This window comes from Paraburkholderia sp. MPAMCS5, from assembly GCF_036016995.1.
Classification (GTDB): Bacteria; Pseudomonadota; Gammaproteobacteria; order Burkholderiales; family Burkholderiaceae; genus Paraburkholderia.
The window spans coordinates 50,931-65,086 of sequence record NZ_JAYXBK010000021.1 but is presented as its reverse complement, the minus strand read 5'-3'; the positions used below and the strand labels follow the sequence as shown (position 1 = coordinate 65,086).

The 14,156-nt window shown below is 58.4% G+C and carries 16 protein-coding genes; 2 read left to right on the top strand and 14 right to left on the bottom strand.

Annotated elements, in window-relative coordinates; translation table 11 throughout:
* Window position 1 precedes the first annotated feature (1 nt).
* From VOM14_RS29045 to VOM14_RS28995, 11 genes are all read right to left on the bottom strand, one after another.
* On the bottom strand, window positions 2–262 hold the full coding sequence (locus tag VOM14_RS29045; protein WP_327632166.1) for a hypothetical protein: 261 nt from the start codon (window positions 260–262) through the stop codon (window positions 2–4).
* The gene (locus tag VOM14_RS29040; protein WP_327632165.1) at window positions 262–1,512 is read right to left on the bottom strand and encodes a TrbI/VirB10 family protein; all 1,251 of its coding nucleotides are present in this window, start codon (window positions 1,510–1,512) and stop codon (window positions 262–264) included. Before VOM14_RS29040 ends, VOM14_RS29045 begins: the two co-directional genes overlap by 1 nt.
* Window positions 1,509–2,285: a TrbG/VirB9 family P-type conjugative transfer protein gene (locus tag VOM14_RS29035; protein WP_327632164.1), complete on the bottom strand. Its 777-nt coding sequence runs from the start codon at window positions 2,283–2,285 to the stop codon at window positions 1,509–1,511. The genes VOM14_RS29040 and VOM14_RS29035 overlap by 4 nt, the downstream gene beginning before the upstream one ends.
* Before the next feature lie 17 nt (window positions 2,286–2,302).
* Window positions 2,303–2,683: a TrbG/VirB9 family P-type conjugative transfer protein gene (locus VOM14_RS29030; protein WP_327632193.1), complete on the bottom strand. Its 381-nt coding sequence runs from the start codon at window positions 2,681–2,683 to the stop codon at window positions 2,303–2,305.
* Window positions 2,684–2,714: 31 nt separating this feature from the next.
* Complete coding sequence (locus tag VOM14_RS29025; protein WP_327632163.1) at window positions 2,715–3,422, bottom strand: type IV secretion system protein; 708 nt, start codon at window positions 3,420–3,422, stop codon at window positions 2,715–2,717.
* The gene (locus tag VOM14_RS29020; RefSeq protein ID WP_327632162.1) at window positions 3,416–4,507 is read right to left on the bottom strand and encodes a type IV secretion system protein; all 1,092 of its coding nucleotides are present in this window, start codon (window positions 4,505–4,507) and stop codon (window positions 3,416–3,418) included. The genes VOM14_RS29025 and VOM14_RS29020 overlap by 7 nt, the downstream gene beginning before the upstream one ends.
* Before the next feature lies 1 nt (window position 4,508).
* Entirely contained in the window at window positions 4,509–4,817 is a 309-nt protein-coding gene (locus tag VOM14_RS29015) for a hypothetical protein (RefSeq protein ID WP_327632161.1), read from the bottom strand.
* A 186-nt stretch (window positions 4,818–5,003) separates the two neighbouring features.
* Window positions 5,004–5,750 (bottom strand): type IV secretion system protein, encoded by a 747-nt coding sequence (locus VOM14_RS29010; protein ID WP_327632160.1) that lies wholly within the window; start codon window positions 5,748–5,750, stop codon window positions 5,004–5,006.
* A gap of 201 nt (window positions 5,751–5,951) precedes the next feature.
* Entirely contained in the window at window positions 5,952–8,471 is a 2,520-nt protein-coding gene (locus tag VOM14_RS29005; RefSeq protein ID WP_327632159.1) for a hypothetical protein, read from the bottom strand.
* A complete protein-coding gene (locus VOM14_RS29000; RefSeq protein ID WP_179741880.1) occupies window positions 8,458–8,742 on the bottom strand; it encodes a VirB3 family type IV secretion system protein in 285 nt (94 codons plus the stop codon). The genes VOM14_RS29005 and VOM14_RS29000 overlap by 14 nt, the downstream gene beginning before the upstream one ends.
* A 9-nt stretch (window positions 8,743–8,751) precedes the next feature.
* Window positions 8,752–9,153 (bottom strand): mating pair formation protein, encoded by a 402-nt coding sequence (locus VOM14_RS28995; protein ID WP_327632158.1) that lies wholly within the window; start codon window positions 9,151–9,153, stop codon window positions 8,752–8,754.
* Between the two features lie 209 nt (window positions 9,154–9,362).
* On the opposite strand from VOM14_RS28995, the gene VOM14_RS28990 reads away from it, so the two are divergent.
* Entirely contained in the window at window positions 9,363–10,220 is an 858-nt protein-coding gene (locus tag VOM14_RS28990; protein ID WP_327632157.1) for a helix-turn-helix domain-containing protein, read from the top strand.
* On the opposite strand, the gene VOM14_RS28985 is transcribed toward VOM14_RS28990, so the two are convergent.
* From VOM14_RS28985 to VOM14_RS28975, 3 genes are read right to left on the bottom strand one after another with little or no spacing between them, the layout of a single operon-like run.
* Window positions 10,217–11,260: a glycosyltransferase family 9 protein gene (locus tag VOM14_RS28985; RefSeq protein WP_327632156.1), complete on the bottom strand. Its 1,044-nt coding sequence runs from the start codon at window positions 11,258–11,260 to the stop codon at window positions 10,217–10,219. The two genes, VOM14_RS28990 and VOM14_RS28985, sit on opposite strands and share 4 nt — an antisense overlap.
* 23 nt (window positions 11,261–11,283) lie before the next feature.
* Window positions 11,284–13,080 (bottom strand): ATP-binding response regulator, encoded by a 1,797-nt coding sequence (locus tag VOM14_RS28980; protein ID WP_327632155.1) that lies wholly within the window; start codon window positions 13,078–13,080, stop codon window positions 11,284–11,286.
* Window positions 13,077–13,484: a molybdopterin-dependent oxidoreductase gene (locus VOM14_RS28975; RefSeq protein WP_327632154.1), complete on the bottom strand. Its 408-nt coding sequence runs from the start codon at window positions 13,482–13,484 to the stop codon at window positions 13,077–13,079. Before VOM14_RS28975 ends, VOM14_RS28980 begins: the two co-directional genes overlap by 4 nt.
* A 341-nt stretch (window positions 13,485–13,825) precedes the next feature.
* On the opposite strand from VOM14_RS28975, the gene VOM14_RS28970 reads away from it, so the two are divergent.
* The gene (locus VOM14_RS28970) at window positions 13,826–14,098 is read left to right on the top strand and encodes a hypothetical protein (protein WP_327632153.1); all 273 of its coding nucleotides are present in this window, start codon (window positions 13,826–13,828) and stop codon (window positions 14,096–14,098) included.
* Window positions 14,099–14,156: the final 58 nt, after the last annotated feature.

Below are 14,156 nucleotides of genomic sequence, written 5' to 3'. Positions count from 1 at the left end.
GTCAGCGCCCCCGGATGCGTTCGGCGCGAGCCACCGCGCCGGCCTGCTGCACGGAGGGACGATCGAGACACACCTGCGCATCGAAACACTGGCGGGCAACGGCCTTAAGCTTTGCCTGCGCGAGCATCAGATACCGTCCATCATCCCGGGCGAAGTCCCTGAATATCTGTGCCTGCAACGCGTCGGCAACCGCGTCGTCCAGCTGGCGGCGCAGTTCTCCTGTGGCGACTTCGCATTGAACGTGCGAGATATCCGTTGTCATCATTCCTCCCCGTCGCCCGATTTGCAGTAGTCGGAGAAGTCCAGCTCGTGTTCGACCTGAATTCGCACGCGCGTGCCTTGGTCGTTTTTGAGTGTCGGCGGGATGTTGACGTAGCCGCCCAGCAACTGCTGCGAAGACTGCGCCATCGACTGCTGCACACCCGCGCGGTACATCGCCATCGAGTTGTTCTGGTCTGACGACGACACACCGTAGGTCGATGAACCAGCGCCGAGCAGCGACAGCGCCGCGCTCATGCCGAGGATCTGGCCAACGTGGTTATCAACGTCGGCGTCGATGCCCGCCGATCCGAGCTGATCGGCAACCGGTGAGTTGACAGGGATCTTGACGCCATCCGGACGCAAGGCGACCGCGCTTGCAATGAAGGTTCGTTCCTGCCCCTTGCGCACCGACGAATTCGGTTTGCCTGTAATGCGCGTGCCCCACGGCAGCAGCGGAATCCGGCCCTGCTCCCCATAAGCATCCCGATCCAGCATGATCGTGATGGAACCAGGCAGGTCTGAGATAATGCGCGGCACCAGATGGCCCTCGAGGATTGCCCCCGGCTCCATCTTGCATTGCAGGTTGTCGATCTTTTGCGCCTTGGACGTAGAGCCGTCGGCGTTCGCAACGCTGCGCGCAAAGTCCGAATTCGGATCATTCAGACCGTCGCCGCCTGAACGACGGCCTAGGCCTGCTTCGCCCTGCTGACCATCAGCGGGCGCGCCGGCATCGTCTGAGCCATCCCCTCCCGTGTCAGAACCAAAGATGCCCGATTTCAGCCGTGCCTCGTGCATTGCCTCGGCTTTTCTGCGCGCCTGCTCAGCTGCTGCGGCCGCCTGGCGTTGACGCTCCGCAGCCCGCCGCGCTTCTTCCGGATCGACCGGCGAGCTTGCCGCCGGTGCCGACGCAGCGGCCGCCATCGACGCCGGAAGTTTCTGCCTGCCAGCATCCAGCGGCGCGGCCTTCGTCGTGTCTTCGTCAATCTTCGGCTTGTCGGAATAGCTCGATGGCGCTGGCGCGTCATGCTTCATCGCGTAGAACCCACCGGCACACAGCAGGAACAGAATCACGCCGGCGACCGTGAAAAAGGTTTGACGCCGGCCGCGCCCCGGATCGGCTGCGAGCGAAGTCTGCCGCAGCGCGTCAGCCGCGCGTCGGCGCTCGTTCAGGCTGTCGCCTGCATCGCCCGGCTCGCCCCCTGGCCGCCCGCCGTCATCAGGCAGATCATTCGGGTTATCAGGCGTATTCAATTTCCGCCTCCCCAGGGTGAACGCTGCGCCTGCGTCACCACACCCTGTGGCGACCGGATCACGCACAAGGTGCGATCGCCATCGCGCAGCGTAAAGCGGTCAGCCATCTGCTCGATCACCAGGTACGGCCCTTCCCTGCGCATGGGCGCAAGCGCCTCGGTGCCGTCCCGGTCAACTACGTAAATAGTCGGCTTGGGCTTGCCGATGGTGGTCAGAAAGTAAGTGAACTGCCCGTCGTCAAACACACGCTGCAGCCCGAACGAACTTTCGTCACCCGACACCTGATAGTTCTTGTTAACCATGCGGGGCTGCGAATACGACGCGTCAGAGACTCCGCCCGAATCGTCGCTCCATCCATCGTTTCCGTCAGCCGGATACAGGAAGCGCACCGCATAGGTCGCGCGCTCCGGATTCTTCGAACTGGACAGGCAGAAGTAATAGACGTGGTTGCTGGTCGTGACCGTCAGATTGGTTCTTGCATCAGGTTCGACTGGCTTGAGCACAAGATGATTGCGAAACTTCAGGACCTGCCAACCGATTGAATCGCCGATCGCCTTGTTGAGGATCTTTTCCCCAGGCGCGAACTCGATCGTCGTCGCATAACCATAGACACCGGTGATTTCGTAGACCTGATTCGGATCGAACTGAAGCTGGCATACCCGGTTGTCCGTGATCACACAGCGCGGATTTTTGGCCGCTTGTGCATTCACACCCATAACGGCGCACGCAATACCCACTGACCATGTCAGCATTCCGTGGCGAATAGTTTTCATGTCGTTCCCTCTCCTGGTTAGTACGCCGAGGGCGTCACGAAATGCACGATGTGCGCGGCCTGCAGGGGATCGTCAATCGACGCTATCTGCAGGTGGTAAGTGCCGCGCGTCGTCGTGACATTGAGCCCCATCTTTTCGCCCGGCTTGTCGGCCGTCACCTGTAGCGTGTCGCCCGTTCGTTGAACATGAAAGACCGGTGCCGTGCTCTGCGCGATGGCCTTGATGTGTTCGTCGCGCGGAAAGTCAATCGCCAGCAAGGTCCTGTCAGCAACTGTCAGGTCGTAGATCTGGTCCGGCATGTACGGCAGGCGCTGCACATTGCCTTCCGTTCCCCTCAGAACTGGATCAGCAGCCGTTACTGCGTGCGCCACGGCCGACAACGCCACTGCTGTTGCCACTGCCGTCAAGGCGCTCCTGACTGTTCGCATCTCAGCCTCCAGATGGAGCCGGCGCACCCGGCTCTGTATTCGGCTCGAAGCCGGTCACCATGAATCCCGTCCCGTTGATGTAGCGGTTCTGCGGCGTCAACGCCTGCTTCACGAAGTCATAGCGGAACAGCACGTGCCAATACACCGTCTTGTTGTCGCCGTTGCCGTCGTTGTAGGTCGTGAAGGTTGCTTCGGCCTTGTGATCCTCCCGGTCGAGAATCCGCACGCGAACCTCCTTGACCCGGCGCACCGTCGTCTCGGCGATGCTGTAGTACGGGTTGTCCTTGTTCTTCGCGTCCATCTCGTGGTTGAAGCTGTCCGCCACGTTCGATGCAGAATGCAGCCGGACATAATCAATATGGTCCTGGCGAAACGCACGATCGAGCGTGTAGCGTTCCGTCACGTAACGGGCAAGTTCGCTTTCGATCACGGCATCTTTCGAACTGAGCACCGCAGGTGTGCCGATCTCGCTTTTAGCGACATGGTTGTGCGTGTCAAGGGTGAGCACCACAGGTGGCACATACTCCTGATTGGCCTTGTCGTAGGCCATCGAAGCCAGCGCAAGGCCCGCGATCGGCCACGCTACCAACGCGAGCAGATACGCACGATTCCGGGATAAGCGAATCGCCTCATAGGATTCGGCTGGCGGTGCGTCAGGCGCTGCCGCCTCACGCACCCTGGATGATTTCTGGATAATCGCGCTCACCATTGACCTCCCTCAGATGCCCCGCTTGAATTCGCAGTGCCGCCTGAGCCGCCCGGTTGCCCGGCACCCGATGGGCTCGACATGCTTGAAGGGCTCGTAGCACCGCCCGAGGAAAGCGCCCGCTCGATCCGGGCAAGCTGATTGCCGTGAGCAGTTTGGGTGTTGCTGATGCTAGTCAGCGCATTCGCCGCGCCCGGATTTGCACCGGCGCCGCCTCGCCCACCACCGGAAAACTTCGACATGATCTGGGACATCATGAAGCCGCCGATCATGTCCGCCATGCCGCTGCCGGCGGCGCCGCTCGATGTTAGAGCGGACGCCAGCGGGCGAACAGTAAAAGCCATGAAAAGCGCGATTGCGCCTGCGATAATGATTGCGGCGAAGGCATCCTTCGACGTCATAGCATTAGGATCCATCTTCGCGACAAACTGGTCGGTGATATCGAAGCTGAACTTCACGATGACACCAAGCAGGATTCCGACCAGTGCGAACTTCGCCATTGCCGCAAACCAGCTCATGCCGAATCCGCGCGTGCTGTTCCACATCAACGTCGGCACGAACAAAGGGAAGAGCAGCATCGTGACCGCAAAGCCCATGTCGGACCCAACCTTCAGGACCAAGGCGATCAGGACCATCGCTGTATTGACGATCTGCAAGAGCAGTCCGAGAAGAACGATGCCAATCTTGAGCATCGACTGCTTCATCATCTGGCCCGATGCATCTGAAAACTTGTTGTAGTCGTTCTCCAGATACTGTGTCATCGACTGTCCGCCCATCAGCGAACTTACGGTGTCGTCGCGCAGCTCCTGGAATGAGTGAAAGATCTGTCCGGCCAGCCCGCCCCAGTTCAATGCCGCGAACACGAACATGATCGTGAGCAGCATCCTCACCAAAGGCCACACGTCCGCTGGATCGCGCCCGGAATGAACGCGGATCACCTTAACTGCCACCCAGATCATCGCGAGGTATAGCGCGGGTTGCGTGACCGCGTGCCCCAGCACCGGGTAGTTGGTAGACAGAAACGCCTCCGTTCGCGACGGGATGCTGTCGAACAATGTCTGGATGAATTGATCTACCGGATCAGCCATGTCACTTCCCCGTGCCAAAAAATATCTGCTTGGAGGCTTCCGCGGCGGCGTTGCAATCGCGTGCTTCCGGGGTGTCAGCAAAGGGGCTAATGCCGCGGTTCGTGCAATCGTCTTCGCGCGCTTTCATCTCATCGCGATGCGCGAGGTAATACGCTTCCGTCTTTGGCACGAACGCCGGCACAGTCTGCGCAGGGGGTTCGACAGTGCCGCCTCCCGTGCTACTGGTATGCACGACGTAAACGATCAAGCCGCCGCTGCCAACAACTGCGACCGCGAGAAGGAACCAACTGAGCTTGCCTGTCCACGTCATCTGCCTGTCTCCAGTTTCTTCACCCGTGAGCCGCAGGCTCACGGCGCGCCTGTCACGCCTGCTGCCCGATAGGATGAAAATCACACGCGCACGGCGATTTCGATGTCGCGCCGGAATGCGCACAACCAGCCAGACACGTAGCGCCGGCGAGCAGGAGGTAAAAAACGATGCTTCGCATGTCGATCCTCACTTCGAAACGTTGCTGAAAAACTTCTCGCGCTCTGCGGTGGCTTGGTTACTCTCGTTGAGCTGGTTCGCCGTCAGATTCGCGTTGATGGCCTGCAATTTCGTTTGCGCGGACTGGGCCATGCCCAGCTCGGCCGACATGCGGTTCTGCAGATCGGCTGCATCCTTGACGTTCTGCGTCGTGTCGACCTGCTGCGACAGGTTCTGGAAGTTGCGCAGGTGCGTTTGCGCCTCGTCATACAGCGACTCACCGCCGGCCAGTGCCGAGCGAACCGAGTCGGTACTCATCTTGTAGTTCGCGCCCTCTCCCTTGTCCGCGAAGTCATCGGGTGACATCGTGTTCATCACCTTTTCATACGCCGCCTGTCGGCTGCCGTAGATACCGCTCTTCTGCTGCGATACAACGTCTTGCCAGCTGCCCGGCACAATGGAAGACGCGTCGATAGCATCGGTCAGCCCCGATGCACCTCGCCCGTACGCACCGGTTACCGCGCTGTATTGCTGCTTGAGCGTGTCGTATTGCTGCTTCAGTTGCGCCAGTTGAGCGGCCAGCGCCGTCCAGGTCCCGGCGTCGCCGACCGGGACGCCCGTTGCGAACGCTGTCGTTGACATGACCATCACTGCGATGGTCGCTACGAATGGCCCTTTCATTTCTGCACCTCCACTTCCGGTTGTAAGGTCGATTTCGACAATCGCGCTGCGCTCCTTCCCTCGCCCATCCAGTACACCTTGAAGCCTCGCGACCATGACCACGCATACACAAAACAAAGCGCAAGCACGCCGTACTGCTGCGACTCCCACGCCATCCAGAGCCAGAAAGGTTGCCCTGCAAGCCCACAGATGCAGGCCCACTTCCGCCAGTGTTCGCGTCGGTCCTGCGACAGGAAAATGCTCGCCGCGCCTAGCACACCGATTGCAATTTGTCCGATCACAGGCCCCCCTCTCAACTCAAACGTTGTGCGTCCGTTCAGATAGCGCGCGTGCCATGAACACCGGAACCCATCGGCTCGGGTCCGTTGTACCCAACTCGGCGCGAACACGATTCATCAGCTCAACCGACTTGTCATTCGATGACAGCACGGCTACGAGTTCGGGCATGTCCGACATATCAAACGATGCGCGCACACTGACTCCGTTGCCCTTCTTGATGAGCACCTTGTAGTCCTCCGGCACCGCACGCTCGATAAACTCGAACTCGCTCTGCGAAAAGTCCAGGTTATCGACGTAGTCCCGTCGATCGGCCTTGTCGTTGGCGAGGTAGAAGCTCGTCACCGCCTGATTCTTGACGGCCGCCACTGGTCGATAGAGCGCACTAGGTTCCGGCGTGATGAAGAGCGTCGCGCAGTTACGGCGACGGAATGTCTCTCGATATGTTTCGATCTTCTGTTGCCAGAAGGGGTTGCGGATCAGCATCTGGGCTTCATCCCACACGATGATGGCGGGTGATCCGTCGAGCGATTGTTCGATACGATGCGTCAGATAGTTGAGCAGGACAGGAAGCTCCGGCTTCGCTTCCTTGTCCTTCATCAGCTCCCGCATCTCATAGCGGTAGTGACGGTGTGTTGCCACATCGAGCGTGTCATGTTCGTTGTCGAAAACCGCTGCATTCGCGCCATCGCCGTGCCACACGGCAATCGCCCGATACAAATCCGAATTCTTCCCTCCGAAGCGCCACGCGAGATTGCGCAGGCGACGGTCCTCGAACCTGGTCTTGCTGTCATCGAAGTTGTCGTTGACCGCTATTGCTATGCGTTCGATGTCGTCGACGGTCAGCACATAGCCGTAACACGTCGCCATCATCTGCAGCAGCTCGCGTAACATCGCGCGATTCTGTTCCGTGTCTGGCATCTTGCAGGGATTGCCAAGGGACCGTGAGAGGCTGAGTACGATGTCGGCTCCGCCCATAGCCTGCATGAACACGGTGCTCCCGTTCTCCCGGTCGAACCAGTGCACCCGGGGCTCGAACTTATCGGCCTGGCTGGTGATCATCGCAACAAGCAACGTCTTGCCCACCCCCGTTTTCGCCCCGAAATTGCCGTGTGCGGGCACCATCCCCGCACGCTCCTCATGCAGGTTGAGGTAGTAGCCGGTCTGACCTTCTGTCGGCAGAACCATGAGGCATTCCCCCCAAAGGTTCCCGTCGAAGCGTCCCTGCGGGAAGCTGTGCAGTGATGCAAAGGAAGCAAACTGGAGCGTCTCAACCTTGCCGACCCGACCGTTGTGCCGCTTTCTGGCACCCGGTATCTGCGACCATACGGCACGCTCCATGCCGGTCGTCTCGATAACAGGTTTCACGCCCCAGCTCTTGAAACACTCGCCAGTCTTTCCCACGGCATCGTCCAACGCTTCGAGCGCCTTCAATGCGGCCGCCTGCGAGCGCCCTTCTACCGGCACGTGAACGAGGACACTCATGTGATGCGTGCCAAGCACGGCCTTGTTGGCCGCCTGCCGCATGCGCAGCGCAGTGATTTCCGCCGACATGCCGGCAGTCGTCCGGTCGTGCGACAGCCGGGCCTCACTTGTCGACGTCGCCATGCTGGCGTCAAGCTTGTCGATCGGGAAAAACTTCTGCGTAACGATCAGTTCGGCATGCAGCCGCTGGAACCGGTCCGCCATCCCGGCGACAGCACCATCGGGCCAGCGCGACATGGCGAGCACCTGTCCGATGCGGCGATGGTTGAGCCCGTTGACCTCAAAGACGTCTTTCCCCAAGATCGGGTTGCGTCCGAAATGCAGATACGAACTCGCGATCGCCTGGGCCAGGTTGTATGAGTCAGCCAGCACGGGGCCGTCTTCCTGCGTGAGCAGATAGCGCAGGAAACGCGCCATCTCACAACAGGGTCCGATTTCCGTTTCGACGCGGCCCAACCGGCGAGGCGCGTAATGCGCCAGCGATTTCATCAGCGAGTTGACCTTGTCTTCAATGTCACGCGCCTGCCGCAACTCCGTTTCAAGCTTGTCGTTGGCGCCTGATGGATTGAACGCGTTGAATACGCGATCGAGCCGGCCCACTACCCCGCTGTAATGCCGGTAGCGCACGATGGCGATATAGATTTCGTGCTGATACAACGACCGCGTCTGAAAACGCGCTTTCAGTTTTTCATTGAGGAAATTCGGAAACCAGTTCGAATACTTGCCGGCGGGCCACCGGTTGGCCTTGCGCCGGATCTCGTACACGTAGATGCCCACATTGCTGTCAGCGATCGACTCCAGCGCGGTGTTCCGCTGATGCTTGTATGCATCGACGCCGGTGTCATCGAGCATTTCCGCGTAGAGACCCTGCAGACGTACAATCTGCACCAGTCCGCTGTCGAGCGTGCGCAACGTATGGCCGTTGTAGTACGCGTTCAGGCCAAACGGAAGTTCGCGCGAGGCGTGCAAATCAGCCGCATCATCCTTGTCTGACTCGCTCTGCTGAACGAATGGCGACGCGCCGAAATGACGATCAAGAAAGTCACCGAGGGGCATAGGTCTTCGCTCCGCCCCAGTATTTGAGGCTACGTGGCTTCGCCGTCGCGCCAAAGCTCTGATACGCGACCGAGAACGCGAACATGTCTTTCGCGGTAATCAGGTAGGAGCCGATGACCAGAAAGGGCACGGCGAGCATCACCGGCCACCATTTGAGGAACATGAAAACAACCGCGGGCAATACGAACGAGCCGAGGAACAGCTCAGCCAGGCAGCCCCATATCATCCAGGGTTGCACCATGCCTTTCGGGATTTCGTGTACTTCACGCATGGCCTCACCTCAGATCTGCGAGGAAGCGACCGACGCCGCATAGCGGACGATGGAAGGGACCGCGAAGAATACAAATGAGCAGATAACTGCGATCACGGCACCCTTCATCGGAATCCAACCCTTCGGCACCCCGAGCACACAGATGCCGAGAATCGCCATGAAGACATAGGGACCCGCGTCGACGAACAGCCAGCTAACGAAATCGCGAACCAGGCCAGTGCCTGTGCTGTAGTCCATCGCATAGGCAAATTCAGGGAAGGCAGCCGCACACAGCAAAGCGACCAGCAATGACATGCGCCGCGCTGCGCTCGATTCGACACTGCTGAGAATCGCCCGCGCGTCGCGCGTCTTCGCGCAAATGAAGGACAACAGGCGCTTCGCAACACTCTCACCCACAACGGCGTCTGCCATATCAAGCCTCTTCAGTGATTCGTGGTTAGGCGGATACCGCGCCTTAACTCCTACCCCCGCGCGTCACCCAATGGAATGAAGATTACCTACCGCGTCACTTTACTAGCCATATCGCGCGTGTCAAGTCATGTTTTGCAAAAAATTACCAGAACCTTGCGTATCAGGTCAGTTATGGATAAAGTCGGCAACCAAAGGAGGGGTATCGAGATATGCCTGATAACGACATTCAGACCGATTCAATGGCTATCGCCAACCGCGTTCGCAATTTGATGGAGCGGCACGGCGTCACAAAACGGGCCCAGGCAAGCGAGCTAAGCCGGATACTTAATCTCAGCTTCTCGGCTGCGAGCCGCAAGATGAAAGGCCAATTGCCATGGGATCTGAAGCAACTCGGGGCGGTTGCTACGCACTTCGGTGAAACGCCGAGCGTTCTGGTGGAAAGCAACGAAGGTTTTGAAGATTCGATGGCGGGAGAAGGGATGCTGATGGTGAGCCCGCGTCCGCTGCCTTGCTCAGTGTGGATTGGCGACGAGCTGACCGGTGATCGATCAGCCGATCTGGTAGCGATCCAGTCGGGCAACGCATGGAATATCTACCCGGCGGAAATTGCTCCGGCCGGCCGGATCTTCAATGTGCTGTCGGTCGAAATACGCCCCAACCTGCCGCATCTTGAGAAGCCGACTATCGCGGTACTCGACGACGATACTGAAACGCAGGCGGCCAACAATGTCTGTGACTATCTTAACGACCACGGCCTGAACGCGACACCGTTTTACGATCTGGCCAGCTTTCGCGAGAGCCTGAAAAGCAACGCGTTCGACGCTTTTATAATCGACTGGCTCATCAACGATGACACCGCCGAGGCCGCGATTCTCGATATCAGGAAGGCAGAGAATGCAACGGCGCCGATTTACCTGCTGACCGGGCAGTTGCAAACCGGCAAAGCCCGCGTTGACGACATCGCCAGGGTGATTAAGCAGTTTGGCTGCAAGTGGATCGAAAAACCGGTCCGTATGCCCATCTTATTTTCGGAAATCTCTCACGAGCTGAGCCGCTCATCGAGCTAATCGCGAAGGTGCAGCGCCCAGTTGCTCGCGATCAACTTCTGATACGCGCGGTCGACTATCTCCAGATCGCCTGCTCGCCCACTTGCCTGGATTCCCTGAATTTCCGGAAGAGGAAGGTTTATAGCTTTGCACGACGGATAGTCGCGCACGCGCAACTCAGACGAGATCGTAGTGAAAAATGCCACTGTAGGCACGTCAAATCCAGCTGCGATGTGAACGGCGGCCGTGTCAGACGTCACAACAAAGCGGGCATTTTTCACCCATGCAAGAAAGGCGGCCGTGTCCGTCGATAGGCTCTTAATGTCTGTGTAGTGCTGGTGGTCGACCTTGCCGAAGCCAAGTACGGGAACGTGAAACCTTTCCCAAAGCCTATTTACAGCCTCGGCTCGAAACGAATGCGGAATGCTGCGCACAGGCGTGCTGGCTGTCGGACAGAGCAACGTATATTCCTTCGATGACCACTCCTCGCTCAACGCCGACAGGTCTACACGCTGAAGCCAGTCATTCGACTTGTGGTCCGGGCCGACGTCAGCCGGTGCGATCCCGAGCGCCCACAGGAAAAAATCTATCATGGGCATCGCCGAGAAGTTCGGCCAGAACAGATGGTTACCCAGATCGAGCCGGAGTTCATCGTCGGGTAGAGAATCGACATCGACAGGAAGATCCACAACAGCCCCAAAGATCGGCGCCGCCAGTTCGTATAGCTGCCTGACGTACGCAGGGGCGCGACTCGGACGGTAGATAACAAAGGAAATTCCCGGGTGCCGCCTCTTGATCGCCGCTAGCGCCGTGAGTCCAATAATAGAGTCCCCCAGCGTGACGCCCATTCCGTTGATGACATGAACGCGCGTTAGACGCGAGTAGTCGACTTCAAACGGTGCAACATTCGCATTCTTGATTGCCTGCACAGCAGAAAGCGCGCGAAAGCCTTCTGCCGCCACGTCGGATACCTCAAGGTCATACGAGGCAACAATCTCACCATCGCGCGATAGCAGGGAACCTGCATTCGTAAGCGCCGATACCTCATCAAGGATAGTCATTGATCAATCACGTTCGGTTGAATTCAGTGCGGCTTGTCAGCTGCAAGCGCATCCAGTAGCGCCTGCTTTAATACCGAGTTTCGCACAGGCTTGTGCAGGTGTTGTGTGAAGAGTTCGGCTCCACTGTCTTTCAGCAGTTCCCTGGAAAACGCACTGATGCCGATGATAGGAACATCCCTATTCGGTCCCGGCGTCGCTCGTACCTTTCGGGCGACGGCGATCCCGTCTTCCCCTGGCATCTGCACATCCAGCAATACTGCGTCATACGTAGCCTCACTCAACGCAGCCAAAGCCTCGCCTGCGTTGGCAGCAACATCCACATACGCGCCAAACGATGACAGCACATCCGCAAATGACTCTCTTGCAGATTCCTGGTCATCTACGATAAGTACCCTCTTCCGTTCGATGATCGCCGTAACTTGCAGCTCTGTTCCATCGGCCTCTGTAGCAGCTGCGGCTTCCTTGACGGGCAGCGACACTGAGACTTTCGTTCCTCGCCCCGGTTCAGTGTCGATGTTGATCGATCCGCCGAGCAGATCGACAAGCCCCTTGACGATCGCGAGGCCAATGCCTGCGCCGTCGTGCTTCCTCGTATTGGACTGGTCCAGTTGCGTGAAGGGCTGAAAGAGCTGACTAACGGACGCCGCAGGTATGCCGGGCCCGGTGTCTTCAACGGTAATGTCAAGGACGGCCCCATCCCTTGACGGCGTCACATCGAGACGCACAAGAATTCGGCCGGCATCCGTATACCGGACCGCATTCGATAACAGGTTTCCAACTATCTGCCTGATGCGATCGGGGTCCGACAGATACCAGCCATCGCCGTTGTTGACCATCGCGACGACCTCCAACCCCTTGCTCTTGGCAGACGTCGTCACGTCGTCAATCATCGATCCAATAACGTCGGCGGGTTGAAATTCCCGCTCCCTCAACGTGAGGCCTCCGGCGTCCAGTCGCGCGAAGTCGGTAAGATCTTTCATCTGTGTTTCTAGCCTACTTGCGGCCACCGCCAGCCTCTTGATCAACGTCGCGTCTCTTTCGGCAAATCGCCGATCCAAAAGGGTATCGGCCACACTAACGATACTTTGCAGCGGCGTCCGCAGTTCGTGCCCGATCATCCCGAGGAATGCATTTTTGGCGCGTACCGCGTCCTGCTCTGCCTTTATTGCCGCGCGCTGCTGGCGCGTTAGCCGCTTACGATCGACGCCCAGCAGCAAGGCGAGCACAGCCGTTCCCGCCAGGAGTAGCAACAGCAGCAGGCTGCTCAGGAAAAAAAGGTGCCGCTTTCCGATCAAGTCTTCGTAGACTGTATCGCGCCGGTCTATCTCGGCCTCGCTCACGTTATCTGTGATGACTGCCAGAGGCTCATCTATCTGCCCTAGACGAAGCGACAGGTCCACGGCCCTGCGTGGATCTTGCGGCAGCTGTTCGACGGCGGGCCTCACCTTCTCGATCACGGCACCTATTTGTGCGATCGCATCCCGAAAGGAAGCATTGCCGTTAAAGATCTGGGTGGCATCGGACGGTGTGGCCAACACGGCGTATTTCGATTGCAATACATCAAAGCGCAACTGCACCGACCGAAAATCCGATCTGCCAGCGCCATACAGGAGAAAGGCGTTCTTGGCCTTGTTTGCGGCGATTTCCAGTTGCGCCACGGACCAGTAGTAGTTCTCTTGAGGACCAGCCAGCGCCTTGAGACTTGCGGGCGACAGGAGCAGCGAATACGCGAAGTAAACCCATACCCCGGATACGCAAAGGAGGAGAGCAATCGCGACGCCCAGGACCCTTTTGACGCCAATAGCGCGAAGGAAGGTCATTCAACAACGATCTTATAAATTTGCCACACAAATCGAGCTTCGATCGACGCGCGGTTCAGTTCGTCCGGTTGCTCATCGCGGGGATAAATTAGCATTAGTGGCCCGAAGCCTTTCGGCTCCAGTGGTTTGCCATCACGCTCGTAGGCCACAATCGCCCCGTACTGCTTCGCGTCAGAGATGGGAACATCATGCTTGTAATCATCAAGCGCATATATGTGCAGCACCTTACCTCGTGCGCCGACTTTCTCAAGAATGCTTTCCAGAGTTGGCCCGCGCCACACGCTCACGGGTGTCCAATTCGTGGAAGTCTTGATGCTCTTCGCACCGAGCGAAAGCAGGTCGGCGCGGGTAAAATGATAACTGTGAGTATCTGCTTCAGTTACATGCGTGATATTGCCAGTCACGTCAAGTGTCAACTGTGCGGTCTGTGCCTGTGCCTGACCGAGACAAGCAAGAACTAACAAGACCAACCCTATATGTCTCAAGATAGACTCCATGTATGTGCTGACCGTCAGAACCCAGGTACGTGCCGAGGCCTTCAATCGCAGCCGACAGCAACGCTTTCAACGTGGAGAAACCTACGTTTAGCGGCTCGACAACGTAGACTGACTTGTTCGACCGCCTTGCCGACGCGCACTGACGCCAGCACTTGCAGCGCTCGCCCACCCAAAGTCGCGCTAAGATCGGGCATACACTGCCCTGCCCCACGATCAAAGCCGCGGCTAATTCGCTCGAACCCCCAAACATGACAAACGACAGCTCACCGATCCGTCAACGCCTAAACCGCCTCCACCAAGACCTCCTTGCGTGCCAGGAAGCGATCAATTTAGCCCGTGCGAGCGGTATCTCCGTTGAGACGGCTCAGTTTCTAGCCGAGGTTAACAGTCTTGCCGACCAAGCACATGCTTTGTGGCCGGAAGGCGAGGAACATCGCAGCCCCGACTTTGAAGATATTCTGCACATCAAGGCAGAAATCCACAATCTCGCAGCCGAATGTAGGCGTGTCCTATCTTCATAATGCTCCGCAGCATTGAGGGGCGAGTCAGACCTGACAACCTCGCCCGTCGTTCATCACA

What these genes read in the sequence shown, in the direction of transcription:
- VOM14_RS28990 (WP_327632157.1), top strand. Translation starts at nt 9,363, where the DNA reads ATGCCTGATAACGACATTCAGACCGATTCAATGGCTATCGCCAACCGC.
- VOM14_RS29000 (WP_179741880.1), bottom strand. Translation starts at nt 8,742, where the DNA reads ATGCGTGAAGTACACGAAATCCCGAAAGGCATGGTGCAACCCTGGATG.
- VOM14_RS29015 (WP_327632161.1), bottom strand. Translation starts at nt 4,817, where the DNA reads ATGACGTGGACAGGCAAGCTCAGTTGGTTCCTTCTCGCGGTCGCAGTT.
- VOM14_RS29010 (WP_327632160.1), bottom strand. Translation starts at nt 5,750, where the DNA reads ATGGTCGCGAGGCTTCAAGGTGTACTGGATGGGCGAGGGAAGGAGCGC.
- VOM14_RS29045 (WP_327632166.1), bottom strand. Translation starts at nt 262, where the DNA reads ATGACAACGGATATCTCGCACGTTCAATGCGAAGTCGCCACAGGAGAA.
- VOM14_RS29035 (WP_327632164.1), bottom strand. Translation starts at nt 2,285, where the DNA reads ATGAAAACTATTCGCCACGGAATGCTGACATGGTCAGTGGGTATTGCG.
- VOM14_RS29025 (WP_327632163.1), bottom strand. Translation starts at nt 3,422, where the DNA reads ATGGTGAGCGCGATTATCCAGAAATCATCCAGGGTGCGTGAGGCGGCA.
- VOM14_RS29005 (WP_327632159.1), bottom strand. Translation starts at nt 8,471, where the DNA reads ATGCCCCTCGGTGACTTTCTTGATCGTCATTTCGGCGCGTCGCCATTC.
- VOM14_RS28970 (WP_327632153.1), top strand. Translation starts at nt 13,826, where the DNA reads ATGACAAACGACAGCTCACCGATCCGTCAACGCCTAAACCGCCTCCAC.
- VOM14_RS28995 (WP_327632158.1), bottom strand. Translation starts at nt 9,153, where the DNA reads ATGGCAGACGCCGTTGTGGGTGAGAGTGTTGCGAAGCGCCTGTTGTCC.
- VOM14_RS29020 (WP_327632162.1), bottom strand. Translation starts at nt 4,507, where the DNA reads ATGGCTGATCCGGTAGATCAATTCATCCAGACATTGTTCGACAGCATC.
- VOM14_RS28980 (WP_327632155.1), bottom strand. Translation starts at nt 13,080, where the DNA reads ATGACCTTCCTTCGCGCTATTGGCGTCAAAAGGGTCCTGGGCGTCGCG.
- VOM14_RS28985 (WP_327632156.1), bottom strand. Translation starts at nt 11,260, where the DNA reads ATGACTATCCTTGATGAGGTATCGGCGCTTACGAATGCAGGTTCCCTG.